21 protein-coding genes and 3 pseudogenes are annotated in these 25734 nt (G+C 64.8%); 11 read left to right on the plus strand and 13 right to left on the minus strand.

Going from position 1 to position 25734, the window contains the following annotated elements; translation table 11 throughout:
- Window positions 1–98 precede the first annotated feature (98 nt).
- The 6 genes from QA640_RS01465 (at window position 99) to argG (ending at window position 5930) form a co-directional block, all read left to right on the plus strand.
- Complete coding sequence (locus QA640_RS01465; protein ID WP_283039018.1) at window positions 99–938, plus strand: SDR family oxidoreductase; 840 nt, start codon at window positions 99–101, stop codon at window positions 936–938.
- 126 nt (window positions 939–1064) lie between these two features.
- On the plus strand, window positions 1065–1706 hold the full coding sequence (locus QA640_RS01470; protein WP_283039019.1) for an invasion associated locus B family protein: 642 nt from the start codon (window positions 1065–1067) through the stop codon (window positions 1704–1706).
- A 161-nt stretch (window positions 1707–1867) separates the two neighbouring features.
- Window positions 1868–3070 carry a 23S rRNA (adenine(2503)-C(2))-methyltransferase RlmN gene (gene rlmN / locus QA640_RS01475; RefSeq protein ID WP_283039020.1) on the plus strand — a complete coding sequence of 401 codons (1203 nt, stop codon included), beginning with the start codon at window positions 1868–1870 and terminating at the stop codon, window positions 3068–3070.
- 100 nt (window positions 3071–3170) lie between these two features.
- Window positions 3171–3659 (plus strand): hypothetical protein, encoded by a 489-nt coding sequence (locus tag QA640_RS01480; protein ID WP_283039021.1) that lies wholly within the window; start codon window positions 3171–3173, stop codon window positions 3657–3659.
- A 48-nt stretch (window positions 3660–3707) separates the two neighbouring features.
- Window positions 3708–4484, plus strand: a complete 777-nt coding sequence (locus QA640_RS01485) for a phosphatase PAP2 family protein (RefSeq protein WP_283039022.1) — start codon at window positions 3708–3710, stop codon at window positions 4482–4484.
- 108 nt (window positions 4485–4592) lie between these two features.
- Window positions 4593–5930 (plus strand): argininosuccinate synthase, encoded by a 1338-nt coding sequence (gene argG, locus QA640_RS01490; RefSeq protein ID WP_283039023.1) that lies wholly within the window; start codon window positions 4593–4595, stop codon window positions 5928–5930.
- A 167-nt stretch (window positions 5931–6097) separates the two neighbouring features.
- Here argG and QA640_RS01495 read toward each other — a convergent pair whose 3' ends face one another.
- The 10 genes from QA640_RS01495 to sdhC form a co-directional block, all read right to left on the minus strand.
- Window positions 6098–8263, minus strand: a complete 2166-nt coding sequence (locus QA640_RS01495; protein ID WP_283039024.1) for an OmpA family protein — start codon at window positions 8261–8263, stop codon at window positions 6098–6100.
- A 202-nt stretch (window positions 8264–8465) separates the two neighbouring features.
- A complete protein-coding gene (locus QA640_RS01500) occupies window positions 8466–8708 on the minus strand; it encodes a hypothetical protein (RefSeq protein ID WP_283043087.1) in 243 nt (80 codons plus the stop codon).
- A gap of 86 nt (window positions 8709–8794) precedes the next feature.
- A complete protein-coding gene (locus QA640_RS01505) occupies window positions 8795–9181 on the minus strand; it encodes a VOC family protein (RefSeq protein WP_283039025.1) in 387 nt (128 codons plus the stop codon).
- Window positions 9182–9205: 24 nt separating this feature from the next.
- The gene (locus QA640_RS01510; RefSeq protein WP_283039026.1) at window positions 9206–10030 is read right to left on the minus strand and encodes an FkbM family methyltransferase; all 825 of its coding nucleotides are present in this window, start codon (window positions 10028–10030) and stop codon (window positions 9206–9208) included.
- A gap of 85 nt (window positions 10031–10115) precedes the next feature.
- Window positions 10116–12074, minus strand: coding sequence for an ABC transporter ATP-binding protein/permease (locus tag QA640_RS01515; protein WP_283039027.1), 1959 nt, complete (start codon window positions 12072–12074; stop codon window positions 10116–10118).
- A 54-nt stretch (window positions 12075–12128) separates the two neighbouring features.
- A complete protein-coding gene (locus tag QA640_RS01520) occupies window positions 12129–14267 on the minus strand; it encodes a hybrid sensor histidine kinase/response regulator (RefSeq protein ID WP_283039028.1) in 2139 nt (712 codons plus the stop codon).
- Between the two features lie 194 nt (window positions 14268–14461).
- The gene (locus QA640_RS01525; RefSeq protein WP_283039029.1) at window positions 14462–15244 is read right to left on the minus strand and encodes a succinate dehydrogenase iron-sulfur subunit; all 783 of its coding nucleotides are present in this window, start codon (window positions 15242–15244) and stop codon (window positions 14462–14464) included.
- 24 nt (window positions 15245–15268) lie between these two features.
- Entirely contained in the window at window positions 15269–17104 is a 1836-nt protein-coding gene (gene sdhA / locus QA640_RS01530) for a succinate dehydrogenase flavoprotein subunit (RefSeq protein ID WP_283039030.1), read from the minus strand.
- A gap of 3 nt (window positions 17105–17107) precedes the next feature.
- Window positions 17108–17512 carry a succinate dehydrogenase, hydrophobic membrane anchor protein gene (sdhD, locus tag QA640_RS01535; protein WP_283039031.1) on the minus strand — a complete coding sequence of 135 codons (405 nt, stop codon included), beginning with the start codon at window positions 17510–17512 and terminating at the stop codon, window positions 17108–17110.
- Window positions 17509–17907 carry a succinate dehydrogenase, cytochrome b556 subunit gene (gene sdhC / locus QA640_RS01540; protein WP_283039032.1) on the minus strand — a complete coding sequence of 133 codons (399 nt, stop codon included), beginning with the start codon at window positions 17905–17907 and terminating at the stop codon, window positions 17509–17511. The genes sdhD and sdhC overlap by 4 nt, the downstream gene beginning before the upstream one ends.
- Window positions 17908–18405: 498 nt before the next feature.
- Between sdhC and QA640_RS01545 the strand changes: the two are divergent.
- Window positions 18406–18824, plus strand: a pseudogene (locus QA640_RS01545) (sulfite exporter TauE/SafE family protein).
- Between the two features lie 194 nt (window positions 18825–19018).
- Here QA640_RS01545 and QA640_RS01550 read toward each other — a convergent pair.
- Complete coding sequence (locus QA640_RS01550; protein WP_283039033.1) at window positions 19019–20548, minus strand: malonyl-CoA synthase; 1530 nt, start codon at window positions 20546–20548, stop codon at window positions 19019–19021.
- A 108-nt stretch (window positions 20549–20656) separates the two neighbouring features.
- Here QA640_RS01550 and QA640_RS01555 point away from each other — a divergent pair.
- The 4 genes and pseudogenes from QA640_RS01555 (at window position 20657) to QA640_RS01570 (ending at window position 23435) form a co-directional block, all read left to right on the plus strand.
- Window positions 20657–21066: pseudogene (locus QA640_RS01555) on the plus strand (SDR family NAD(P)-dependent oxidoreductase).
- 207 nt (window positions 21067–21273) lie between these two features.
- Complete coding sequence (locus QA640_RS01560) at window positions 21274–21828, plus strand: fasciclin domain-containing protein (protein ID WP_283039035.1); 555 nt, start codon at window positions 21274–21276, stop codon at window positions 21826–21828.
- Window positions 21829–22008: 180 nt separating this feature from the next.
- Window positions 22009–22638 carry a cytochrome b/b6 domain-containing protein gene (locus QA640_RS01565; RefSeq protein ID WP_283039036.1) on the plus strand — a complete coding sequence of 210 codons (630 nt, stop codon included), beginning with the start codon at window positions 22009–22011 and terminating at the stop codon, window positions 22636–22638.
- A 14-nt stretch (window positions 22639–22652) separates the two neighbouring features.
- The gene (locus QA640_RS01570) at window positions 22653–23435 is read left to right on the plus strand and encodes a molybdopterin-binding protein (protein ID WP_283039037.1); all 783 of its coding nucleotides are present in this window, start codon (window positions 22653–22655) and stop codon (window positions 23433–23435) included.
- Between the two features lie 38 nt (window positions 23436–23473).
- On the opposite strand, the gene QA640_RS01575 is transcribed toward QA640_RS01570, so the two are convergent.
- Complete coding sequence (locus tag QA640_RS01575) at window positions 23474–24601, minus strand: IS110 family transposase (protein WP_283039038.1); 1128 nt, start codon at window positions 24599–24601, stop codon at window positions 23474–23476.
- A gap of 394 nt (window positions 24602–24995) precedes the next feature.
- A pseudogene (locus QA640_RS01580) lies at window positions 24996–25578 on the minus strand (YbfB/YjiJ family MFS transporter); the annotation flags it as partial.
- Window positions 25579–25734: the final 156 nt, after the last annotated feature.

The raw sequence follows: 25734 nt of genomic DNA on the forward strand, positions 1-25734 counted from the left end.
AGCGGACACAGCCTGGATTGCTTCGTCGCTTCAGCGCAAAATTGCTCCGCAATTTCGTCGCGAGCTCCTCGCAATGACGAGAGGACAGGATTCAAACGATGTTTGAAACAGGCCTGCTCAGGAACAAGCGCATCCTGGTTACCGGCGGTGGCTCCGGACTTGGTGCTGCGATGGCACGCCGCTTCCTCGCGCTCGGCGCCGAGCTCGTGATCTGCGGCCGCAAGCTCGATCGCCTCGAGGCTGCCGCTGCCGAGATGCGAAAGGAAACCGGCGGCAAGGTCACCATCATCGTCTGCGATATCCGCGAGGGAGCCCCGGTCGACGGCATGATGGATCAGATCTGGCGCGAGGCGCCGCTCGATATCCTCGTCAACAACGCGGCCGCGACCTTCATCGCGCAGAGCGAGCATCTCTCATTCCGTGCGGCGGACGCGATCCTGGCGCCGACGCTGCACGGCGCGATGTATTGCACGCTTGCGGCGGGCCGCCGCTGGATCGAAGGCGCGCACAAGGGTGTCGTGCTGTCCATCCTCTCCACCTCGACCATCACCGGACGCGCCTTCACCGTGCCTTCAGCGATGGCGAAATCGGCCGTCCTGGCGATGACCAGGAGCCTTGCCGTGGAATGGGGACCGAAGGGCATCCGAACCGTGGCGATTGCGCCGGGTCCGTTCCCAACCGCCGGCGCCTCCGGCCAGCTGCGCCCGGAGGGCCGCGATGAGGGCTGGACGTCGCGCAATCCGCTGGGCCGCACCGGCGAGCATGCCGAACTCGCCGATCTCGCCAGCTTTCTGGTCTCTGACCGCGCTGGCTATATCAATGGCGAAATGGTCGTGATCGACGGCGGTGCCCATTTGCGCAGCTCCGGCGCCGAGGACCTGCTCGGCTGGACCGAAGCACAATGGGCTGCGCAACGCGCCGCAAGATCCAAGGGCTAGTCGGCGGGCTAGGACTTTCTTCCCTATATCCTCGTTCCGAATCAGACCCTTACAGGTTATTTTCGGTCTGGGACAAAGTCCGGCCGGGCCATCTTCCAGTCACAATATTGAGGGAACCACTCCAGCATGTGGCGGGTGCTTTTTTTATCGTTGATGACTGGCGTGGCGGCGTGCGGGATGGCCGATCTTGCGCGCGCGCAAACCGCGCCAACCGCGCAACCGGCGCCAAAGGCAGCGGCCAAGCCGGCTGCTGCCGCCAAGACGGCCGCAAAGCCCGAGAGCAAGCAGGTGGCGCCGCCCCCGGCCATTGCGGGCGGTGCGGAGCCGACCCTGATCGGCCAGTTCGGCACCTGGGGCGCCTATTCGGCGACACCCAACGGCAAGAAAGTCTGTTTCGCGCTGGCAAAACCTTCGTCCTCGAAGACCAATCCGCCGAACCGTCCGCGCGATCCGGCCTATGCCTTCGTCTCCACCCGGCCGTCGGAGAAGGTCAGCAACGAAGTCTCGGTCATGATCGGCTACGCGCTGAAACCGGGCTCCGAATCGACCCTGGAGGTCGGGGGTGCGTCCTACGCGATGTATACGCAAGGCGACGGCCTCTGGATCAAGAACGCGGCCGAGGAGGATCGGATGGTCGAGGCCATGCGCAAATCCGCCGATCTCGTGGTCAAGGGCGTCTCGGCCAAGGGGACCGAGACCACCGACACCTTCTCGCTCAAGGGCCTAGCCCAGGCCCTCGATCGAATCGCGCAGGACTGCAAGCGCTAGCGCAGTCGCAATCCGACTTTCCGGTTGCTATATAGAGGCAGCTCCAAGCTTCATTCCCGTCATTCCGGGGCGATGCGCAGCATCGAACCCGGAATCTCGAGGTTCCGGGTCTGGTCCTTCGGACCATCCCGGAACGACCAAATAACCTTTAGGTCCATTCAATGCAGTCGCCTGCCACGCCGCACAGCGCCACCCTGGTGGAGAAGACGCCGCTCGAAGCCTATGTGCCGCCGGCGAGGCCCTCGCTCATCGGCCTGTCGCGCAACGAGCTTGCCGAACGCCTCGGCGAGATCGGCGTTGGGCCCGCGCAGCGCAGGATGCGCGTGCAGCAATTGTGGCACTGGATCTATTTCCGCGGCGCCAGGAGTTTCGACGAGATGACCTCGATCTCGAAGGACATCCGCGCCGAGCTCGCAAAGCACTTCACTGTCGACCGGCCCGAAGTCGTGGCCGAGCAGATCTCCAACGACGGCACCCGCAAATGGCTGTTGCGCCTGCCGAGCGGCGACAATGTCGAGAAGGCGCACGAGGTCGAGTGCGTCTACATCCCCGAGACCGATCGCGGCACGCTGTGCGTCTCCTCGCAGGTCGGTTGCACCTTGAACTGCGCCTTCTGCCACACCGGCACGCAGCGGCTGGTGCGCAACCTCACCGCCGGCGAGATCGTCGGGCAGGTCATGGTGGCGCGCGATCGCCTGAATGATTGGGCCGATCGCGAGAACGGCACGCGTCTCGTCACCAACATCGTGATGATGGGCATGGGCGAGCCGCTTTACAATTTCGACGCGGTGCGCGACGCGCTTCTTATCGTCGGAGACAATGAGGGCATCGGCATCTCCCGCCGCCGCATCACGCTGTCGACCTCGGGCGTGGTGCCGAACATCGTGCGCGCCGGCGACGAGATCGGCGTCATGCTCGCGATCTCGCTGCATGCGGTGCGCGACGAGCTGCGCAACGAGCTCGTGCCGCTCAATCGCAAATATCCGATCGCGGAATTGTTGCAGGCCTGCCGCGATTATCCGGGCGCGTCGAATGCGCGCCGCATCACCTTCGAATATGTGATGCTCAAGGGCGTCAACGATTCCCTCGACGATGCGAAGCTTCTGGTGAAGCTGTTGAAGGGCATTCCGGCCAAGATCAATCTGATCCCGTTCAATCCCTGGCCCGGTACGGCCTATGAATGCTCGGACTGGGACCAGATCGAAAAATTCTCCGAATATATCTTCAACGCCGGCTATTCCTCCCCGGTGCGTACGCCGCGCGGCCGCGACATCCTCGCCGCCTGCGGCCAGCTCAAATCGGAGACGGAAAAGCTCTCGGCCCGCGAGCGCCAGACGCTACGCGCGATGGCGATGACCGATTGACATGAAGCGGCCATCAACTTCCGTCATGGCCACGGACGGGGTTCGGCATGACCGCGGGGGATGTGGTGCTGTTCACGCTCAATGATGATGGTCGCGTCCGATGGCACTGATCGGGCGCCTCGTCGTGATCTTTCTCGGCTTTCTGGCCTCGTGCCTGGTCGGCGGCATGATCGTCGTGGCTGCGCTGCTGTTTCCGGAATTCTCCGATCTCGGCGCAGGTCCCGTCGATGAAGGCACGATCGACATCCTGCTCGGCTTTGGCTTCATCTTCGTCTCCGGCTTTGCGCTCTTGCCGGCGATGGTGATCGTCGTGATCACGGAAGCGTTCTACATCCGCAGCGCGCTCGCCTACGCGGTCGGCGGCGGGCTCGTCGGGCTCGCCTGCTATCTCGGCCTCGTCCCCTTCCATCCCGAGACGCTGCAGTTCGAGGGCATCGTGCGCCGCCATCTCGAGATCATGACCGGCGCGGGCATCGTTGCCGGTGTCGTCTACTGGATGATCGCCGGCCGCAACGCCGGCGCCTGGCGCCACCCGCCGCCCCCGCGCAAGCCGCCCCCGCCGCTGCCCGCCGCCTCGCGGCCGGAATGAGGCGCGCCGGGGTTTTCATCCGCTCCCCGCTCGGCTAAACCGCGCGCCATGAACCGGACCGGACTCTTCATCGCGCTGGCGCTGTGGCTCGTCATCGGCGTCGTCTTCGGCGTCTTTCCCGAGCTCGATCTCAAGCTCGCCTCGCTGTTCTTCGACCCTGCCACGAAGACGTTTCCGCTCAAGCTGAATGGCTGGGCCGGCTTTGCGCGCGATGCGGCGATGTGGATCGCCTGGGCGTTCGCGCTGCCATCGATCGTGGCGCTGGTGGTCAAGCTGATCAGGCCCGACCGGCCGCTGCTGGTGTCGGGGCGAGCCATCGTCTTCCTGCTGGTGACGCTGACGCTGTCGGCCGCCATTCTCGCCAATCTCGCCTTCAAGTCCTATTGGGGGCGACCGCGCCCGGTGGTGGTGAGCGAGTTTGCCGGCGATCTGCCGTTCGTGCCGTGGTGGGATCCGCGTGGCGGCTGCGGGCGCAACTGCTCGTTCTTCTCCGGCGAGGGCGCGACGGCGTTCTGGACGCTGGCGCCCGCGGCGCTGGCGCCGCCGCCGTGGCGGCCGCTCGCCTATGCCGGGGCCGTGGTGTTCGGCGCCGTGACCAGCGGCCTGCGCATGGCGTTCGGCGGGCACTTCTTCACCGACGTCTCGATCGCCGGCCTCGTCACCTTCGTGGTGATCTGGCTCGCCTACGCCCTGATTTACCGCTGGCCGCGGACACGGTTTTCGGACGAGGCGGTCGATGCCGCCCTGACCCGACTGGCCTGGCCGGCCTATCGGCTCCGGCAGCGCCTGTTCGGCGGCAAAACCGGCCCGGCGGCGTCGCTGTGAGCCATTAAAGGCGTGCCCCCCCGCGCGAAATTTGATAATCGCGCAAGTCAAACCGCTTAAGTCAAACCGCGGACGATATCAGCCCCTTAAGATCCGATTGGAAGCGCCATGAGTACGATTCTGAAGAGCCTGCCCAAGGGGGAAAAAGTCGGGATAGCTTTCTCGGGCGGTCTCGACACCAGCGCAGCTCTGCTCTGGATGAAGCAGAAGGGCGCGCGCTGCTACGCCTATACCGCCAATCTCGGCCAGCCCGATGAAGCCGACTACAACGAGATTCCGCGCAAGGCGATGGAGTTCGGTGCCGAAAAGGCGCGGCTCGTCGATTGCCGTACGCAGCTCGTCCACGAAGGCATCGCCGCGATCCAGTCCGGCGCCTTCCACATCTCGACCGGTGGCATCACCTATTTCAACACCACGCCACTCGGACGCGCCGTGACCGGCACGATGCTGGTTGCCGCGATGAAGGAAGACGGCGTCAACATCTGGGGCGACGGCTCGACCTTCAAGGGCAACGACATCGAGCGCTTCTATCGCTACGGCCTTTTGACCAATCCGAGCCTGCGTATCTACAAGCCCTGGCTCGACCAGCAGTTCATCGACGAACTCGGCGGCCGCGCCGAAATGTCGGCGTTCATGACCGCCCAGGGTTTTGCGTACAAGATGAGTGCGGAGAAGGCGTACTCGACCGACAGCAATCTGCTCGGCGCCACGCACGAGGCGAAGGATCTCGAGAGCCTCGACAGCGGCATCAAGATCGTCAATCCCATCATGGGCGTGCCGTTCTGGCGCGACGACTGCACAGTGAAGGCCGAGAAGGTCGTCGTGCGTTTCGAGGAGGGCCAGCCCACCGCGCTCAACGGCCAGACCTTTGCCGATCCCGTCGCGTTGTTCTTGGAAGCCAATGCCATCGGCGGCCGTCATGGTCTCGGCATGAGCGACCAGATCGAGAACCGCATCATCGAGGCCAAGAGCCGCGGTATCTATGAGGCGCCCGGCATGGCGCTCCTGCACATCGCCTATGAGCGCCTCGTCACCGGCATCCACAACGAGGATACCATCGAGCAATACCGCGTCAGCGGCCTGCGCCTCGGCCGCCTGCTCTACCAGGGCCGCTGGTTCGATCCGCAGGCCTTGATGCTGCGCGAAACCGCGCAGCGCTGGGTCGCGCGCGCCGTCACCGGCGAGGTGACGCTCGAGCTGCGCCGTGGCAACGACTACTCGATCCTCAACACCGAGAGTCCGAACCTCACCTATGCGCCGGAACGGCTCAGCATGGAGAAGGTCGAGGATGCGGCGTTCACGCCGGCCGATCGCATCGGCCAGCTCACCATGCGCAACCTCGACATCGCCGACACCCGCACCAAGCTCAAGCTCTACACCGAGAACGGCTTGCTGTCCGGCGGCGAAGGCGCGCAGATCTTCAGGCTCGAGAGCGACAAGGGTTGAGGCGTGGCCGGCAACTGTCGCCTCATTCGTCATTGCGAGCGAAGCGAAGCAATCCAGAATCCTTCCGCGGTGACAGTCTGGATTGCTTCGTCGCTTCGCTCCTCGCAATGACGAAAACGAAAATGGCCGGGATCGCTCCCGGCCATTTTGTCTCGTGATGCGCCTGCTCAGCGCGGCGGCGGCGCAGCGTTGGCCTGGCCGCCGTTGAGCAGCGGGGTGATGCGGCGGACGGTGACGCGGCGATTGATGCGGCTCGGGCCGTCGGTCTGCTCCTTCAGATACTGCTTGCCGTAGCCCTGCGAGGTCAGGTTCTCCGCGGGCACACCGAACTGCTGGGTCAGCAGTTCGGCGGCAGCCTGCGCGCGGCGATCCGACAGCGACAGATTGTCGACGTCGTTGCCGACCGCATCGGTGTGGCCCTCGATCAGGAATACTTCTTGCGGGTTGCTCTGGATCGCCTGGTTGATGCCGTCGGCGATCACTTGCAGCCGCGCGGCCTGGTCCGGCGGTATGGTCCACGATCCCGTCTCGAAGTTGATCGTGTTGACGTCGATGCTCGGCATCTGCATGCGAACATTGGGGCTGTAGCGAATCTCGTCGAGCGAGTAGCGCCGTTCGATCCGTTGCACCGGCGGCGCCCGCATGGTGTCGTAGATCACCTGCGGCGAAGCCTCCTCGGCATCGACGATGTAGCGATCGTAGGGGATGTTGACCACCGGCGGCGGCACGTCGACATAGAAGCCGCCGACGGCCTGCGGATCGCGGTAGGTGTTGTCGATGATGATGATCTCGCGGCCGCGCGGATCCCTGCGAATTCGGCGCAGCAGCTGACCGTCGGCACCGACAATGGTGATCACCTCGCTGCCGTCGGGACGGATCACCACGGTGCGGGTTTCGCCGCCGAACGTCTCGGTGCGGATGTCGCGGGCGCCGTAACGGAAGCGGTAGAGATCATTACCGCGGACATATTCCTGCCCGCTCGGATCGCGGATGATGATGCGGTCCGGCTCGGTGTAGATCGTGCGGCCGTCTTCGACGACCTCCTGCCGCTGATTGCGGTAGTCGGCGATGGTCGCCCCGATCACGGCACCGGCCACCACGCCTGCACCAATTGCGAGCGGCGTCAGGTCACGCTGCGGCGGACGCGGCGGTGGCGGCAGGGGCGCTGCGACCGTGGGCGCGGCGCGGAAAGCCGGCGCGACCGTCGGCGGAGCGTATTGCGCCCTGTCCGGCGGGGGAGCTGCAGCTGCCGAGCCGGGGACGACAGTCGGCGCCGCGGCGCCGGCGGGAGCAGTGGGCCGGGCCGGGGCGGCTGCCTGCGGCGCAGTCGGAGTTCCGGCAGCGGGCGCGCCCGCAGGCGGCGTAGCTGCAGGAGGCGTTCCACCTTGACGTCCTGGCGCCGGCGTTGCGGCCCCGCCGGGGGCCGGCGTCGCCGTGGGGGCCGGGGTTGCGCCGGGCGCCGGTGCCGGACCCGTTCGACCTGCCGGTGGCGGCGTGGTCGTGGCGCCGCCGGGGGCGGGTGTGGCGGTTGGTACGGGCGTCGGGGTCGGTGTGGCGCGAGTCGCTGGCGCTGCCGGTGCAGGCGTCGGCGTCGGCGCCGGCGTGGCGCGGGTCGCTGGCGCTGCCGGAGCAGGCGTCGCCGTCGGCGCCGGTGTGGCGCGAGTCGTTGGCGCTGCGGGAGCTGGCGTCGCCGTCGGTGCCGGCGTGGCGCGAGTCGTTGGCGCTGCCGGTGCAGGCGTTGCCGTCGGCGCTGGCGTTTGGCGGACGTTCGGCGCGGCCGGTGTCGGTGCCGGCGTTGCGGTGGGCGTCGGCGTTGGGGCGACCCGACCTTGCGGAGGCGTCGGTGTCGGAGCAACGCGCGCGGGCGGTGCAGCCGGAGGCGGCGGAGGCGGCGTCGGCGCATGCTGCTGCGGCGCCGCCGCCGGTGGCGGTGACGGTTGCTTGGGGGCCGCAGGCGGCGGAGGTGGTGGTGGCGTTGGTGCCTGATGCGTCGCAGGGGGCGGCGGTGGAGCTGTCGGCCGCGCGGGCGCCGGTGGCGGCGGTGGCGTCGGGGCATGCGGAGGCGCAGCCGCCGGCGGCGGTGCACTCGGACGCTGGGGAGCCGCGGGCGGCGGCGGCGGGGCTGGTGCGGGGCGAGCGGCCGGCGGTTGTTGCGGCGGTGCCTTCGGCTGCTCCCGGGATGGCTGCTTCGGTTTTCCGTCAGGGCCGACTTCGCCCTGCGGCTGCGCCTGCGCGATCACGATGGGTGCGCTTTGCGCGTGCGATGCGGAGCTTGCGAATGGCATCGCGGTCAGAGCCGTCGTGGCAAGCAGCACGAAGCGAAATTGAGTCATGTGGTGAGTTCCTAGGGAAGGTTCTTGTCGAGGAAGGGCTTGGAGAGTCAGTGTTGCGATCAACGGATACGCGTTAGGCCGGATTGTGGCGGGCGAAGCAGCCGCGTCGCGATTTATTTCTGCATGCAAATCACTTCAGAACATCGACGTTCATTGCGCATTCAGGCCCATCTTGCAATCGCCTCAGGTGTTTGCAATCGCCTCAGGTGTGACGGCGCGGCAAATTCGCATCCGTCGCGGGATTGGGCGTGCGCGGCCCGTTCGGTCCGCGTGGTGGAATCTCCTCCGGGATACGGCCGGGCAACTCATCGGGGCGCGGTGATTCGCCGGGCTCGCGAACTGGCGGCGTGATATCCGGCTGCGGATTGCCCGGTGGAATTCCTGGTGGCGGCTCACTCGGTGTGCCCGGTGTTGCCGGAGGAATCTCCGGAGGTTCGATCGGCATCATCCATCATCGACATGTCGTTGCTCGAAAGAAGACAACGTTGCCGATGCGGCGATGTTCCCGCGCATCGGGACGATGGAACAGGCCTATTCGGGCGCGTGACAGACGGCTTCGATGTTGTGACCATCGGGGTCGAGCACGAACGCGCCGTAATAATTCGGATGATAATGTGCGCGAATGCCCGGCGGCCCATTGTCGCGCCCGCCGGCCGCCATGGCCGCCTTGTAGAACGCATCCACCGTGGCGCGATCCTTGGCGAGGATCGCGACATGCACCGGCTTGTTCAACGCGCCTTCGCCGCCGATCCAGAAGTCCGGTTTGCCGTCGGCGCCAAAGCCCGCGGCGGGATCGTGGCCGGTCTGCTCCTGCGTGACCTCCATGATCAGGCTGTAGCCGAGCGGCGCCAGCGCCTTCATGTAGAACGCCTTGGCGCGCTCGTAGTCGGAAACCGGAAAACCCATGTGATCGATCATCGCAATCTCCGTTGTTGATTGTCGTCAGCGCGACAGGAAGGTGTTGCTCCGCGTCCTGCGCGCGATGGCAAAGCCACGCGCGACCATGTCTGTAATACAATCCTCGCGCCATTCGTTTTGTGACAGATGCTCGATCACGACAGCGCGGGGCCATAGCGATCGCGGCGCATCGCGGAAAAAGCCGATCAGCACGCGGTCCTCAAAGCCCTCGACGTCGATCTTGAGGGTATCGACCTGCGTGACGCCGGACTCCTCGAGGATGCGTATCAGCCGCAACGACGGCACTTTGATGGCCCTTGCCGTCGCCGTGCCCGTCACGACATGGCTGGCGCCGAGATTGTCGCCGTCGGTCTCGATCATCAGTTCGCCGTCGGCCTCGCCGGCCGCCGCCTGCACGAGGCGGAGCTGGGTCGGGCCCGACGCCGCATTGTTGAACGAGAGTCGCGCGAAGGTCATGGGATGCGGCTCGATCGCGACGACCTTGCCCTGTGGGCCGACATGACGCGCCATCACCAGCGCAAATGTGCCGACATTGGCGCCGACGTCGACGAACACGCCGCCAGCCGGCGTGTGCTGGCGCAGGAAGTCGAGCTCGTCGAGATTATAGTCGGGGTTGAACAGCGCGCCGCGCTCGGTCGCGCTCGCCTGGTGATGGAAGCGGAACGAGGCGCCCTGATATTGCACGTCGACGGGACCTGGGCGCAGCAGGTTGACCAACCGCGACAGCCACGGGCGGAACGCGCCGCGCTTCAGCCCGGAGCGGTGCGCAAGTGAAATGATCGCAGCCTGCGCCGCATTCGGCGCAAACGCGCCGAACGGCGCGGGCGAGGGGGCGGTGTCGGGCGTCAAGCAGAAGTCCTCGTTGCAAGCGGCGCATGCATAGCCGGTTTTGCCCCCGACTCCAATGTTGCGGCCAAAGAATCCGGGCTACATTTCACGCGACCTTTTTCGCCGCAGGCCTGCGCTGGCGCAGGAAGCTGCCGAGCAGCCGCCGTCTGCCCTTGCGCGGAATGAGATCGACGTCGCTCACGAGCCTGGCGCCGCCCCTGTGCCGCTCCAGCACGATCTTGCGGCTATGAAAGGCCTCGAGTTCGACGCGATGCGCCACGCTGACGATGGTCGCCCTGGGCAATTCGTCCGTGACCATCTGCATCATCCTGTCCTGGCTTTTCTCGTCGAGCGCCGACGTCGCTTCGTCGAGGACCACGATGTCGGGGCTGTGCAGCAGGAGGCGCGCGAAGGCGAGGCGTTGCTTCTCGCCACCTGAGAGCGTCTGGTCCCACGGCCCCTCCTCCTCGATCTTCTCCCTGAGATGATCGAGGCCGACCTTGTGCAGGGCTTCGCAGATCTCGTCGATCGTCCAGTCTTCGGCGGCGCCGGGATAGGCGACCGCGCGGCGCAAAGTCCCCGACGGCACGTAGGGGCGCTGCGGCAGCATGAACAGCCGGCGGTCGGCATGGAGGTTGACGCTGCCGCCGCCCCATGGCCACAGGCCCGCGATCGCGCGCACCAACGTGCTCTTGCCGGTGCCGGATTCGCCGGCCACCAGCAGCCGTTCGCCGGGCTCGATCACCACCTCGGTTTCGCCGACCACCGCGGTGCCGTCGTCGAGCGTGACGGAGAGATCGCGCAATTCGAGCATCGCCTCATTCCCGGTTTCGCCACGCCTGATGCGGCCGAGGCCGTCGCCCTGCTCGGCGCGCTCAAGCCCATCGAGCGACATCATCAGCGAGGCAATTCGGCGCGCGCACGCGTTCCAGTCGGCGAGCCGCGGATAGTTGTCGACCAGCCAACCGAAGGCGCCCTGCACGATGGTGAAGGCGGAAGCCGCCTGCATCACTTGCCCAAGCGTCATGCTGCCATCGAGGAATTTGGGCGCGCAGAGCAAGAGAGGGACCACTGGAGCAACCAGACTCGAGCCCTGCGAAACCAGCGTCGTACGCATATGCTGGCCCGCGAGACGCGCCCATTGCTGGAGCACGTTGGTGAAATTGCGGTCGATGCCGTCACGCTCCTCGTCCTCGCCGCCGAGCAAGGCGATGCTCTCGCCGTTCTCGCGCACGCGCGTCAGCGTGTAGCGAAAGTCGGCTTCCGCCTGGTTCTTGTTTTCGGAGACTTGCACGAAGCGTCGTCCGATCACCGTGATCGAGCCGGAGGCGATCGCGGCATAGAGGATCGCAGCGATGACCAGGAAGCCGGGAACAGTGAGCGACGATCCGCCAAACGTGACGGTGAGCGCGCCGCCGATGGTCCAGAGCACGACGATGAAGGTCGCGGCGGACAGCAGCGCCGAGGTGACGCCTGCGAGAAAGTCGACCGGCGAATCGGTCGCAATCCGCAAATCCTCGGCGATGCGGTATTCGGGATTGTCGTGGTCCCCGCTCACGAGATTGAGCTGGTAATAGCGGCCGTTGGCGAGCCAGCGCGTCAGCACGCTTGCGGTGAGCCAGGCCCGCCACCGGCGCTGGATGCGCATGCGTGCGAACACCTGCGCCGCACCAAGCGCAATGCTGCCGATCGCGAGCGGAAAGAACACCGCCGAGAGATGGAAAACGGTCGCAGCGTCGCGCTTCTCGATGGCATCGAAGATCGCGCGATTCCAGACGTTGATGCCGTATTGGAAGCCGACCGTTAAGACAATCAGCACGACAAGGCCGATGGAGAATGGCCAGGCCAGCCGGTCGCCTTTGCGGCCCCAGAAGCCTCTGGCGCTAATCCAGAAGCGCGTCAGCAGATAATCCTTGCGCGCCTGCTCGATGTCCTCCGGCGACAGCTCTTCATCCGGCTCGAGCACTTCGGGCGGCGGTGGGGCGGCCTCCTCGCCGCCCTCACCGACGATCTCGACGATAGCCGGCTTCCTTCCCTGCTCGCGCTTTGTGTCCGGCATTTGCATGTTGGAACAACGCGAGGGAAATCAGGCGGTTCCAAGGGGTTCCGGCGGCCGCGTTCATTCCGCGGCGCCGTCTCGCACCCGGCGCAGCCGGGCGGCTTTGTACAGCATGCGCGACAGGGCCTCGATCGAGTAGGGTTTTTGCAGCAGCTCGAAGCCGAAACTGCCGTCCTGCGCCAGCACGTGGCTGTAGCCACTGGTGAGCACGATCGGCACGTCGATGCCGCGATCGCGGATCGCGTGCGCAAGATCAAGGCCGGTCATGCCGGGCATCACGACGTCGGAAAATACCACGTCGAAGCGGTCCACATCCGCCGCCAGCTCGACCAGGGCGTCGCTGGCATTGTCGACCAGTGTGACGCTGTAACCGAGCTCGGTGAGCCCGTCGGCGGCGAAATTGGCCACTTCGATATTGTCCTCGACGACCAGCACCGACATTCCGCTGCCGGCGAGTGCGGGCGCGGTGTCGGGCGCCTGCCGTTGCGGCAGCACCTCGGCGGGCACACGCGGCAGATACAGCGTGAAGGTGCTGCCGTGACCGACCTCGCTCGCAACCGTCACCTCGCCGCCGGATTGCTTGACGAAGCCGAACACCTGCGACAGGCCGAGGCCGGTGCCCTGGCCGACCTGCTTGGTGGTGAAGAAAGGCTCGAAGATGCGGCCGAGCTGGCTTGCGGGAATACCGGACCCTGTGTCGGTGACCGTGACGGTGATGAAGCCATGGCTGCCGATGAGATGTGCCAGGCTGTCGGGAACGGCCGTCGCGGCCTCCACCGTGAACGTGATCCTGCCGCGGCCCTGCATCGCATCGCGCGCGTTGACCGCCATGTTGAACAGCGCCGTCTCGAACTGACCGGCATCGGCGTTGACGAGAAAGGCCTCCGTCGGCAGCCGCATCACGATCTCGATGGCCGGTCCGGTCAGCGTGGCGATCATGTCGCGCAGCGACTGCACGCGCGTGCCGACATCGAACACCTCGGGCTTCAGCGTCTGACGCCGCGCGAAGGCCAGCAGCTGCGAGGTCAGCTTTGCGGCGCGCGCGACCGCGTCGGTGATGGCGTTGATGTAGCGCTGCCGTCGCTCCTCCGACAATTGCGGTCGGTTCAACAGGTCGATGGAGGCGCGGATCACGGTCAGGAGGTTGTTGAAGTCGTGCGCCACGCCGCCGGTGAGCTGTCCGAGCGCCTCCAGGCGCTGGCTGTGCTTGAGCGCCTCCTCGGCGTCGCGCCGCCGTGCCGCTTCGGCCTGGAGGTTCTGCGTGCGCCGCAACGCCAGCGCGAGGATGAAGAACAGCAGGGCTGTGGCAGGCAGGCCGAAGATCAGGTGCTGGCCCATGGTGGCGAGCCAGCGCGAACGGATCGCCGAGGTCTCGATTCCTGCGCTGACATAGATCGGATATTCGGCGACGCGCTTGTAGCCAATGCGCCGCTCGATCCCGTCGGCGGGCCAGGCGATCGTCATCAGCCCGTGCTCGGGGCTCAGCGCGATCTTCCGGCCCACCGGCCCGCCCGGATCGAGCCGGACGTCGTGATCGAGGTGGGGATAATGCGCGAGCAGGACGCCATCGGTCCGTCCCAACGCGAAGAAGCTGCCGGGATCGCTGCCGATGCGGGCGTAGAAGCTCTCGAAATATTCGGGGAAGACCGAGGCCTGGATCACGCCGATGAAGCTGCCGTCGTCGGAATCGCGACGGCGGCTCACGCCGAAGAAGCGCGCGCCCTGGTAGGGCTGGCGCGGCGTCAGCGGCGTGCCGATGAAGGTGCCGATGGTCTGGTCGACATGGGCGTTGAAATAATCACGGTCCGAAAAGCTGATCTGCGGCGCCGGGTATAGCAGGCTGTTGACCAGCGCGTGACCCCGGGCGTCGAAGATCCAGGCGGATTTGAGTTGCGGCAGCGAGTCCGTCAGCCGCTTCAGGCGCCTGTGCAGCGCCTCCTCGCGGGACCGGATCGCCTCGTCGGAAAGGCCGCGCACCACCTCGTTGAGCTCGCCAAGGCTGCGATCGATGGTTTCGAAGACCTTGAGCGCATGCTCATGGGCGACGTCGAGCGTGCGCTCGATCTCGCGGTCGGCGATGTCATTGGTCGAGTTATAGGAGATCGCCGAAGCGATGACGAACAGCGCAATCGGCAGCGCCAGGGATGCCGCCATCATCCACTGCAGCAGTTTCAACGAATTGCGTTGCGCGCCCTGCACAGTCGCTCCTGACCCGGAACGAAGTTTACTTGAATTTCCCGCAGGGAAGGAAGTGGCTTATGGGGGGGAACCTTTGGTTGCGACTGGCGCGTCTCCGCCCGCGAAGGCTGCGCCGGTAGCAATCATAGTGAAGACTACTATAGGTGGCAAATCGGCCGCGGCCCTAACGGCCGTGGCCGATGCATAAAGCTCGCCTAAACTTGCCGCTCGACGAGCTTCAGCTTCAGCTCGGCGATCGCCTCTGCGGGGTTGAGGCCCTTCGGACAGGCCTTGGCGCAATTCATGATGGTGTGGCAGCGATAGAGCCTGAACGGGTCCTCGAGATTGTCGAGCCGTTCGCCGGTCGCCTCGTCGCGCGAATCGGACACCCAGCGGTTGGCCTGGAGCAGGGCGGCGGGGCCGAGATAGCGTTCGCTGTTCCACCAGTAGCTCGGGCAGGAGGTCGAGCAGCAGGCGCAGAGGATGCACTCGTAGAGGCCGTCGAGCTTCTCGCGGTCCTCGTGGCTCTGGCGCCATTCCTTCTGCGGCGTCGGCGAGGTCGTCTTCAGCCACGGCTCGACGGAGGCGTATTGCGCGTAGAAATTGGTGAGGTCGGGGACGAGGTCCTTCACGACTGGCTGGTGCGGCAGCGGATTGATCTTCACCGCGCCGTCCTTCACGTCGTGCATCGACCGGGTGCAGGCGAGCGTGTTCTGGCCGTCGATGTTCATGGCGCAGGAGCCGCAGACGCCCTCGCGGCAGGAGCGGCGGAAGGTCAGCGACGGGTCGATGTGGTTCTTGATCCAGATCAGGCCATCCAGCACCATCGGACCGCAGTCATTGGTGTCGACGTAGTAGGTGTCGATGCTCGGATTCTTGCCGTCGTCCGGGTTCCAGCGATAGACTCGGAATTCGCGAAGCTCAGTCGCGCCCGCGGGCTTCGGCCAGGTCTTGCCGCCGGTGATCTTCGAGTTCTTCGGAAGTGCGAATTCAACCATTTTCGATCAGGCCTTCGCTTTCGCTCAATACACGCGCGCCTTCGGCGGGATGTACTGCACGTCGTTGGTCATGGTGTAGTTATGCACCGGGCGGTAGTCGATGGTGACCTTGGCGGCATCGTCGAGCCAGGCCAGGGTGTGCTTCATCCAGTTCTTGTCGTCGCGCTCCGAGTAGTCCTCGCGGGCATGCGCGCCGCGGCTCTCGGTGCGGTTGGCGGCCGAGTTCATCGTCACCACCGCCTGCGAGATCAGATTGTCGAACTCGAGCGTCTCGACGAGGTCCGAATTCCATACCAGCGAGCGGTCGGAGACGGCGATATCGGTGATGCCGCTGTGGACCTTCTGGATCAGGTTCTGGCCTTCGCTCAGGACCTCGCCGGTGCGGAACACCGCGCAATTGTTCTGCATCACGTGCTGCATGCCTTCGCGCAGCTTCGCTGTCGGCGTGCCGCCGGAGGCGTAGCGGTAATGGTCGAGGCGGCCGACCGCCTGTTCGGCCGAGTTCGCCGGCAGCTCCGGCTGCTTGCCGTTGGCGGTGAGCTTTTCGGCGCAGCGCAGCGCCGCGGCGCGGCCGAACACCACGAGGTCGATCAGCGAGTTGGAGCCGAGACGGTTGGCGCCGTGCACGGAGACGCAGGCCGCTTCGCCGATCGCCATCAGGCCGGGGATGACGGCGTTGTCGTCGCCGTCCTTCTTGGTCAGCACCTCGCCGTGATAGTTCGTGGGGATGCCGCCCATGTTGTAGTGCACGGTCGGCACGATCGGGATCGGCTCGCGCGTCACGTCGACATTGGCGAAGATCTTTGCGGATTCGGAGATGCCCGGCAGCCGCTCGGCCAGCACTGCGGGATCGAGGTGATCGAGATGCAGGAAGATGTGATCCTTCTTCTTGCCGACGCCGCGGCCCTCGCGGATCTCGATGGTCATGGCGCGCGAGACGACGTCGCGCGAGGCGAGATCCTTGGCCGACGGCGCGTAGCGCTCCATGAAGCGCTCGCCCTCGGAGTTGACGAGATAGCCGCCTTCGCCGCGCGCGCCTTCCGTGACGAGACAGCCCGAGCCGTAGATGCCGGTCGGGTGGAACTGCACGAACTCCATGTCCTGGAGCGGCAGGCCGGCGCGCAGCACCATGCCGCCGCCGTCGCCGGTGCAGGTATGGGCCGAGGTGCAGGAGGCGTAGGCGCGGCCGTAGCCGCCGGTCGCCAAAATCGTGGTCTGGGCACGGAAGCGATGCAGCGTGCCGTCATCGAGCTTCAGCGCGATCACGCCGCGGCAGGCGCCCTGGTCGTCCATGATCAGGTCGATGGCGAAGAACTCGATGAAGAATTCCGCCGCGTGGCGCAGCGACTGGCCGTACATTGTGTGTAGCATGGCGTGACCGGTGCGGTCGGCGGCGGCGCAGGTGCGCTGCGCCTGGCTCTTGCCGAATTCCGTGGTCATGCCGCCGAACGGGCGCTGATAGATCTTGCCGTCCTCGGTGCGCGAGAACGGCACGCCCCAATGCTCGAGCTCGTAGACCGCTTCGGGGGCGTGGCGCACCATGTATTCGATCGCATCCTGGTCGCCCAGCCAGTCCGACCCCTTCACGGTGTCGTACATGTGCCAGCGCCAGTCGTCCTTGTGCATGTTGCCAAGCGAAGCGGAGATGCCGCCCTGCGCAGCGACGGTGTGCGAGCGGGTCGGGAATACCTTTGTGATGCAGGCCGTGCGCAGGCCCGCCTCGCTACAGCCGACGACTGCGCGCAGTCCTGCGCCACCCGCGCCAACCACGACGACGTCGTAGGTGTGGTCTTCAAGCGGATAGGCTTTTCCGTTGGTGGCGGGAGCGCCGTTGCCCTTGCCATTCGTGCTGGCGGCCATGGGTTACACTCCGGATGACAGCTTGAGGATCGCGTAGGTCGAGGCGAGCGCCACCGCGATCGAGAAGAAGTTGTTGAGCATGACCGCAACGAGCTTCAGCTTCTCGTTGTGGACGTAGTCCTCGATCACGACCTGCATGCCGATCTTCATGTGCCAGGCGCTGGCGAAGATGAAGAGCAGGAGGATCAGCGCGATCGGCAGCGAGCCGAGGATCTGCGCAGCGCCCGCCTGGTTGCGGCCGAGCAGCATCATGACGACGACGATCACGGGCAGCATCAAGAGCGTCATCGCGACGCCGGTGAGGCGTTGGCGCCAGAAGTCGGACGTGCCGGAATGCGCGGCGCCGAGATTGCGGACGCGGCCGAGCGGGGTGCGCATGCTGCGCTTGGGCGTATCGGTCGTGCTCATCGTCCGCCTCCGATCGCGTAGGCAATGATCCAGATCAGGACAGTGAGCGCGATGCCGCCGATCAGCGCGCCCCAGGTCAGCGCCTCGCGCTCATTGGCCTTGAAGCCATAGCCGAGGTCCCAGATGAAATGCCGGATACCGCTCAGCATATGGTGCATCAGCGCCCAGGTGTAGCCGAACACGATCAGGCGGCCGATGATGCTGCCGGTAAAGGCCTGCACGTGGGAGTACGCCGTCGGGCCGGAGGCCGCGGCGATCAACCACCAGGCCAGCAGCAGGGTTCCGACATAAAGAGCGATCCCGGTGGCGCGGTGGACGATGGACAGCACCATCGTCAGCGTCCAGCGGTAGACTTGCAGGTGTGGTGAAAGCGGTCGTTCGATCCGTGCGGTCATGGGCGACTTTGGTGTTTTATTGCGGCCCGGCAGGGGCACGCGGGGATCGCGAAAGGTCGGCCCTATTTACGGAGTCGAATTCACCTGCGCAATCACCAAATCGCCATAAAGCGAATCGCCGTTCAGCTCTAGTGGGGTGGCAAAACAAGACCCATCAGGGGCTTGGTATACCAGAGCGACATCGGGATGTTGAAAGAATGAATAATGAACCAATCTTTCCCACGCTCGCCTCGCGATTTGAAATCACAAGAGGATCATCCTCACGCGAACCAGTTCGGTCATGCTGCAAAATGCAGCCGAAATAGTGTTGGAGGAACCCCAAAAGAGCCGGGGCGCCCGGCGTTTGAACGTTTCCGCCCTTTGTCACCGCAACCGGGCGGCTCCGATATGCATGCTCCGCATTCCGCGCCTGTCACATTCCCACCGACATAATCTAGAAGTTGCGAATGCATCGCTCTTCGTCCGGATCCAGCCAGGAGGTTCGCGTTGCGTGCCGGGATACGATTCGCGTGTCTCAATCTCCAGGACATCGTCGAGTTGGCGCTGTTGCTCATCGCGGTCGGTGCGCTCTCGGGCTTTCTCGCCGGCGTGTTCGGCATCGGCGGCGGTGCGATCCTGGTCCCCGTATTCTATGAATGCTTCCGCTGATCTCGATCCCGGGCGCGCTCGGCTACCTCTATGCCGGCTGGCCCGCGCCAGCGAACTATCCTGGCGTTGTGGCTCTGCAAATTCCGTTCGCGCTGGGCTACGTCTCGCTGATCGGCGCCGTGCTGGTGATGCCGATGAGTCTCGTCACAGCGCCGCTCGGCGTGAGAGCCGCGCATGCGATGTCGAAGCGCACGCTGGAGACCGCGTTCGGGTGCTATCTGTTTATTGTCGGCAGCCGGTTTGTGGTGAGCCTGGTGGATGGGCAGTGACAGAGCGGGTGTACGCGCTCACCACATTCTCGGTGTCATCGCCCGACTTGATCGGGCGATCCAGTACCCCGAGGCGTCCGCGATGAATCGAGAAATCGCGGCGTACTGGATGCCCCGGTCAAGCCGGGCCATGACAGCGTGACGGTGGCCAACTCTTCGCAACGGCTCCGCGCAATGACCGGAAAAGCGCGCCCCTACTTCTTCGCGTAGATATCCTTGTACGTATCCCGCAGCACGTTCTTCTGCACCTTGCCCATGGTGTTGCGCGGCAGTTCGTCGACGACGAAGACGCGCTTGGGCATCTTGAATTTTGCGAGGCGACCGTCGAGCGCCTTCAGCACCGAGGCTTCGCTGACGTCGGCGCCCTTGTTGCAGACGAGGACCGCGGTGACGCCTTCGCCGAAATCGGCGTGCGGCACGCCGATCACGGCGGATTCGATCACGCCGGGCATGGCGTCGATCTCGCTCTCGATTTCCTTCGGGTAGACGTTGAAGCCGCCGGAGATCACAAGATCCTTGCCGCGGCCGAGGATGTGGACGTAGCCCTTGGCGTCGATCTTGCCGAGGTCGCCGGTGATGAAGAAGCCGTCGGGACGGAATTCCGACTTGGTCTTCTCCGGCATGCGCCAATAGCCTTTGAATACGTTCGGGCCCTTCACCTCGATCATGCCGATCTCGTCGCGCGGCAGCTCCTTGCCGGTTTCAGGGTCGGTGACGCGCGCGGCGACGCCGGGAAGCGGGAAGCCGACCGCGCCGGGCACGCGCTCGCCGTCATACGGGTTCGACGTGTTCATGTTGGTCTCGGTCATGCCGTAGCGCTCGAGCACGGCATGACCGGTGCGCGCTGACCATTCGCGATGGGTTTCGGCGAGCAGCGGCGCCGAGCCCGAGATGAACAGCCGCATGTGTTTTGTGGTTTCGCGCGACAGCGCGGGGTTCTGGAGCAGGCGGGTATAGAAGGTCGGCACACCCATCAGCACGGTGGCGCGCGCCATCAGCTTGATGATCAGGTCCGGATCGAGCTTTGGCAGGAAGATCATCGCGGCGCGCGCGAACAGCGTGACGTTGGTCGCCACGAACAGGCCGTGGGTGTGGTAGATCGGCAGCGCGTGGATCAGCACGTCCTTGTCGGTGAAGCGCCAGCAGTCGACCAGCGTCAGCGAATTCGAGGCGAGGTTGTCGTGGGACAGCATCGCGCCCTTTGAGCGGCCGGTGGTCCCTGACGTGTAGAGGATCGCGGCGAGATCGTCATTCGTGCGCCCCACGGTGGCGAACTCACTCTTCGCCTTGTCGGCCGCATCAGTCAGCGAACCCTTGCCGTCCGGTCCGAGCGTCTCGATCTTGGCCTTCACCTTGGCGGCGATCCCTGCGATGCCGTCAGTTTTGGAGGGATCGCAGACCACCAGCGACGGCTCGGCGTCGGTGATGAAGTAGTCGAGCTCGTTCAGCGTGTAGGCGGTATTGAGCGGCAGATAGACCGCGCCGGCCCGCACGGTTGCGAGATACAGCACGATGTTGGCGACGGATTTTTCGACCTGCACAGCGACACGGTCGCCAGGTTTCACGCCGCGCTCGACCAGCACATTCGCCATCTGGCCCGCGCGTGCGATCAGCTCGCCATAGCTGATGCGTCTGCCGTCATGGGTCTCGATCGCAAGCCGCGTCGGATCTTTGATGTCATCGAACAGGCGGGAAAACAGATTGGCGTTGGCAGCTTGGTTCATGCAACATTCCTCGCCGGCGAAGGCCGGTCAAAACCGAGGGCTGGATTAGCAAAAACAGCCCCGATGAAGCAACGGAGACAGTTTGCATGACAAACGGCAAGGAAACGCGTGGCCTGGGTCACGGGCGGCGGCAGCGGGATCGGGGAGGCCGGCGCGGAGGCGCTCGCGGCCGACGGCTGGACGGTGGTGGTGTCCGGCCGGCGCAAGGACGCGCTGGATGCCGTGGTCGTCAAGATCGCCAAAGCTGGCGGGGCGGCGGAGCGATCCCGCTCGATGTCAGCGTTGCCGCCGATGTCCAGAAGGCGCAATACTGGCGAAACACGGCCGCATCGACCTCCTGGTCAACAGCGCCGGTATCAACGTTCCCAGGCGAAGCTGGAATGAGTTGGAACTGGAGGGTTGGGACAAGCTCGTCGAGATCAACCTCCTCCATGCCGCCGCGCGTCTGCATCAACGAGGTGCTGATCAGCCCGACCCACAATCGCGGCTTCATCCAGACGCCGCTGAGCAGGGATTGACGACACATTCGTGGTTGCCGCGGCATCCCGTGTGAGGACGCAGCGCCATCACACGGACATGCCGACCCAAAGTTTCACGCATCACAATAAATTATACTCCGAAACCGTCTCGCAAAATCTCCCGTAGTTCGGCCCAACGACGGCGCTGCTGCCTCAACATCGGGCGCTGTTGTTGCAGGACTTCATCCAATGATCGGGAGACTCTCCATGTCGAAGCGTATTGCCTATCTCGCCGCTGCCGCTTTCAGCGCGCTCGCCATCACCTCAGCCGTCGTCGCGCCGGCTCGCGCCGAGGAAAAGACCGTCATGGTCGGTGGGGCCGCGATGTTCCCCTCCAAGAACATCATCCAGAACGCCGTCAACTCCAAGGACCACACCACGCTGGTGGCCGCGGTGAAGGCCGCCGGCCTGGTGCAGACGCTGGAAGGCAAGGGCCCGTTCACGGTGTTCGCGCCGACCAACGCGGCCTTCGGCAAGCTGCCGGCCGGCACCGTCGACACCCTGGTCAAGCCTGAGAACAAGGCGACCCTGACCAAGATCCTGACCTACCATGTCGTGCCCGGCAGGCTCGAGGCCTCCGACCTCACCGACGGCAAGAAGCTGAAGACCGCCGAAGGCGAGGAACTGACGGTCAAGAAGATGGACGGCAAGACCTGGATCGTTGACGCCAAGGGCGGCACCTCCATGGTGACGATCTCCAACGTCAATCAGTCCAACGGTGTCATTCATGTGGTCGATAGCGTGCTGATGCCGTCGACGTAACACCGACACGCCCTGTTTCATCCCCGAACAGGACGCGCGAAACGGCGAGCCGGGGATCCCGGCTCGCTTTTTTGTGACCAAGATACCTTTCGGGTATCAAATCGATAGCTGGCAGGACGTAACGAAACCGCAGCCGCTGGCGTATATTCATCGTCACGCGATCTCTGAGGACGGACCACCATGTCGAGCCTAGCCGCAGCCGACGCTGCCATCAGCGCTACCAAGGCCAGGACCATCCAGCCGGCCTGGGTGCGGGTGATGCACTGGATCAATGCCTTCGCCATGATCCTGATGATCATGTCGGGCTGGCAGATCTACAACGCTTCCCCGCTGTTCAATTTCAGCTTCTCCCGCCACATCACGCTCGGCGGCTGGCTCGGCGGTGCGCTGCTCTGGCATTTCGCGGCGATGTGGATCCTGATGATCAACGGGCTCGCCTATCTCGTCACCGGCCTTGCCACCGGCCGCTTCCGGAAAAAACTGCTGCCGATCACGCCGTCCGGCGTGCTCCACGACGTCAGGGCGGCGCTGACCCTCAAGCTCGGCCATGACGATCTCACCGTCTACAACTATGTGCAGCGGCTGCTCTACGCCGGGATCATCGTGGTCGGCGTGCTCATCGTGCTGTCCGGCCTGTCGATATGGAAGCCCGTGCAACTCTACTGGCTGGTGATGCTGTTTGGCGACTATCCGACCGCGCGCTACGTCCATTTCTTCTGCATGGCCGCGATCTGCGCCTTCCTCGTGGTCCACGTCGCGCTCGCGCTGCTCGTGCCGAAGAGCCTGCGCGCCATGATCATCGGCCGCTGATCGGGAGACCTGTCATGGCGAAACGTTCATTCCTGATCCCGGGCGTCGACAAGCGTCTCCTCGTCAAGGACTCGCTCAAGGTGATGCCGGACCTGACCCGCCGCCGCTTTATCACCGGCGGCGCCAGCCTCGGCGCGCTGAGCCTGCTCACCGGCTGCGACGTCGTCGATTCCTCGTCGGCTGAAGAGATGCTGAAGTCGGTCTCGAAATTCAACGACGCCGTGCAGGCCTTCATCTTCAATCCGGACGCGCTGGCGCCGACGTTCCCTGAGAGCGCGATCACCAAGCCGTTCCCGTTTAACGGCTATTACGATCTCGACGAGGCGCCTGACCTCGACGGCAAGGACTGGAGGCTCGAGGTGCGCGGCCTCGTCGACAACAAGAAGTCCTGGACATTGGACGAGCTCTACAAGCTCCCGCAAGTCACGCAAGTGACCCGCCACATCTGTGTCGAGGGCTGGAGTGCGATCGGCAGCTGGACCGGCACGCCGCTGCGCGATTTCCTGAAACTGATCGGTGCCGACACCCGCGCGAAATATGTCTGGTTCCAGTGCGCCGACAAGGATGGCTACAACTCCCCGCTCGACATGCGCTCGGCGCTGCATCCGCAGACGCAGATGACATTCAAATATGCCAACGACATTCTGCCGCGCGCGTACGGCTACCCGATGAAGATCCGCGTGCCGACGAAGCTCGGATTCAAGAACCCAAAATATGTGGTCTCGATGGAAGTCACCAACGAGTACAAGGGCGGCTACTGGGAAGACCAGGGGTACAATTCGTTCAGTGGAAGCTAGCTACCCTGCCGTAGCAACCATTAAATGGTGGCTGTGTTCTACGCCCTTTTGATCATCCGAGCCCGCCACGATGACGCCGTACTCGCGTCCGTCAAGGCGTGGCCTGGCGGCAGATAAGGTGAGTTCTGGCGAGCGACGGCCAGCCTTGACGGACGCTGCGCGCGGCGTCGTGAGAGGCCGTAGGTCGGGACGAAGAAACTCGTCCCGGTCCAACTAAGAAACAGAGAAGGATCGCACCGGCGGTTCGCCGCACCATGGCGTGCCGCGAGCCAGATGAGCATCTTCCTGGCACAGGCAACGAGCGCGCGCTTGTGTTCCTTTCCGGCTGCGGTCAGCCTGCGGTAGAGCTCGATGAGCTGTGGATTCCATCGAAACGATGCAGCCAGTGAAGCGGTATAAAGGGCGCGACGCAGCCGCTTTCGTCCGCCTTCAATATGCCGAACCCCGACCTGGTCGCCGCTGTCGTCGTCATAGGGCGCAAGTCCGGCGAGAGCGACAGCTTGCTCCCGTGTGATCCGGCCGATCTCAGGCAGACGCACCAGGATGGCAACGGCGGTCGGCAGCCCGATGCCGTCGACGCTGTTGATCAGCGCAAGCCTCTTGGCAAGGTCGGGATGCTTGCAGATCGAGGCGACCAGAGCCTTGAGTGCGGCCTTCTCACGTTGTTCCAAACGCGCGATATCCTCATGCCAGAGCTGGTTAATCCCTACATTGCGGCAGCTCTCGATCCTGTTCTTGAGGCGCGCGATATCCTCGCCGATCTGATCGATCATGGTCAGTTGCTCGGCGAATGGCCGCAACCGAGGATCGGGAGCGGCATGGATCTTCCGCACCGCTGCGGTGCAAGCTGCGATAAGAGCAGCATCGATCTTATCGTTCTTGGCCCGCCGCAAGTGGAATTTGGCATAGGCCCGGACCTGAGCCGGCTGAAACACCACAACCACAAACCGCTTGCGTCGCAGTTCAGCGACGACAGGCTGTTCGTAACCGCCGCTCGCCTCGATGCCGATGCGCTTGACGCGATGCTGTCGCAGCCACGCCAACAAAGCCTCGTGACCTTCCGACGTGTTCTCCACCTGCAACTGCTCGCGGCGGCCCTCGATCGCCACATCAAGCTTCCGTTTGCCGGTATCGACCCCGGCACAGGTCGTGGTATGCTTGCCCATCTTCGTCGATCCCTCCCTTGTTATGCGAACCTCAAGTTCGTTCAACCATTCGGGTCCCGATGAAGTGCCGGTCGCGATCTCGCTACGTCGGACAGCCCTTAAGGCTTCGATGGGTACCGATCCGATCGAACGGCGACCCAGCTCGGGCCGTCACCCGGGCTGGGCCATTCCTCACGGAACGGCACCATCATAAGAGATCGGGCTAATACAAGGATGGGTTTGGCCGAAGGCCTAACCCACCACTTCTGCCGCCGCGGAGACGGAAGAGGTGGATTACGCTTCGCGAACCTTACTGTGTCACGAACCCTCATGGTGAGGAGCGCGAAGCGCGTCTCGAACCATGAGGCCCCGCCTGTGGCCCACATCCTTCGAGACGCTTGCTTCGCAAGCTCCTCAAACGGATCAAAAACAGCGGGATCGTCATGACGGCCGAGAGCAGCGTCAGCGCCCACCACACGATCCACCACGAGCCCGGTCCGAAATATTGCAGCGTGAATGGCGCAATCAGCCCGGAGGCGAGAATTCCGACGCCGGGTCCCGCATAGAACAGGCTGAGCAGGAAGTTCGCCCGCTCGGGATGCGACTGCGCGATGGTCGCGGCCAGCGCACCGCCGGCGACGAAGTCCGCCGCGGCGCCAAGGCCCGGCACCAGCCGCGCCAGGCTGAGCGCAATGAAATTGCCGGTCAGCGCGCAGACGGCGAGCGCCGCAAGGCAGGCCAGTGTTCCGCCGCGGATCGCGGCCGACCAGCCCACCCGCTTGACCAGCCGCGAGGCCATCAGGGCGCCCGCAAGGTAGCCGACGGCGTTGATGGTATTCATGAAGCCGGCGGCCGAGTAGGACCAGTTCAGGCCGTCCCGCATGTCCGGCAGCATAGGCAAAGCGGCCGATGCCGAGCCCGATAGTCGCCGCCAGCGACAGCGTCAGGATCAGCCGCGCAGGGCGCGCCTTGAGTGGCGGACGGTCAGGGGCGTGCAAGGGGTACTCCGGCAATGCCGATTGTGGCAGGCCCGGTGCGCCTTGCAAAGCCGCGCCGCGGCAATGGTGTCTTGCCAAGCGCGCAACGCCGCTCTAGCACTCCGGCCAACCGTCATTCCGGGGCGCGCCGCCTAACTCGGGCTTACCCGAGTTGGG

The organism is Bradyrhizobium sp. CB82 (assembly GCF_029714405.1).
Taxonomy (GTDB): Bacteria; Pseudomonadota; Alphaproteobacteria; order Rhizobiales; family Xanthobacteraceae; genus Bradyrhizobium.

Excerpts from the sequence above, each read along its gene's own strand:
- QA640_RS01570 (WP_283039037.1), top strand. The coding sequence starts at position 22,653 with ATGGCGAAACGTTCATTCCTGATCCCGGGCGTCGACAAGCGTCTCCTC.
- QA640_RS01550 (WP_283039033.1), bottom strand. The coding sequence starts at position 20,548 with ATGAACCAAGCTGCCAACGCCAATCTGTTTTCCCGCCTGTTCGATGAC.
- QA640_RS01560 (WP_283039035.1), top strand. The coding sequence starts at position 21,274 with ATGTCGAAGCGTATTGCCTATCTCGCCGCTGCCGCTTTCAGCGCGCTC.
- QA640_RS01495 (WP_283039024.1), bottom strand. The coding sequence starts at position 8,263 with ATGACTCAATTTCGCTTCGTGCTGCTTGCCACGACGGCTCTGACCGCG.
- sdhD (WP_283039031.1), bottom strand. The coding sequence starts at position 17,512 with ATGAGCACGACCGATACGCCCAAGCGCAGCATGCGCACCCCGCTCGGC.
- QA640_RS01500 (WP_283043087.1), bottom strand. The coding sequence starts at position 8,708 with ATGCCGATCGAACCTCCGGAGATTCCTCCGGCAACACCGGGCACACCG.
- QA640_RS01505 (WP_283039025.1), bottom strand. The coding sequence starts at position 9,181 with ATGATCGATCACATGGGTTTTCCGGTTTCCGACTACGAGCGCGCCAAG.
- QA640_RS01465 (WP_283039018.1), top strand. The coding sequence starts at position 99 with ATGTTTGAAACAGGCCTGCTCAGGAACAAGCGCATCCTGGTTACCGGC.
- rlmN (WP_283039020.1), top strand. The coding sequence starts at position 1,868 with ATGCAGTCGCCTGCCACGCCGCACAGCGCCACCCTGGTGGAGAAGACG.
- QA640_RS01480 (WP_283039021.1), top strand. The coding sequence starts at position 3,171 with ATGGCACTGATCGGGCGCCTCGTCGTGATCTTTCTCGGCTTTCTGGCC.
- sdhA (WP_283039030.1), bottom strand. The coding sequence starts at position 17,104 with ATGGCCGCCAGCACGAATGGCAAGGGCAACGGCGCTCCCGCCACCAAC.
- sdhC (WP_283039032.1), bottom strand. The coding sequence starts at position 17,907 with ATGACCGCACGGATCGAACGACCGCTTTCACCACACCTGCAAGTCTAC.
- argG (WP_283039023.1), top strand. The coding sequence starts at position 4,593 with ATGAGTACGATTCTGAAGAGCCTGCCCAAGGGGGAAAAAGTCGGGATA.
- QA640_RS01565 (WP_283039036.1), top strand. The coding sequence starts at position 22,009 with ATGTCGAGCCTAGCCGCAGCCGACGCTGCCATCAGCGCTACCAAGGCC.
- QA640_RS01485 (WP_283039022.1), top strand. The coding sequence starts at position 3,708 with ATGAACCGGACCGGACTCTTCATCGCGCTGGCGCTGTGGCTCGTCATC.
- QA640_RS01525 (WP_283039029.1), bottom strand. The coding sequence starts at position 15,244 with ATGGTTGAATTCGCACTTCCGAAGAACTCGAAGATCACCGGCGGCAAG.
- QA640_RS01470 (WP_283039019.1), top strand. The coding sequence starts at position 1,065 with ATGTGGCGGGTGCTTTTTTTATCGTTGATGACTGGCGTGGCGGCGTGC.
- QA640_RS01515 (WP_283039027.1), bottom strand. The coding sequence starts at position 12,074 with ATGCAAATGCCGGACACAAAGCGCGAGCAGGGAAGGAAGCCGGCTATC.
- QA640_RS01575 (WP_283039038.1), bottom strand. The coding sequence starts at position 24,601 with ATGGGCAAGCATACCACGACCTGTGCCGGGGTCGATACCGGCAAACGG.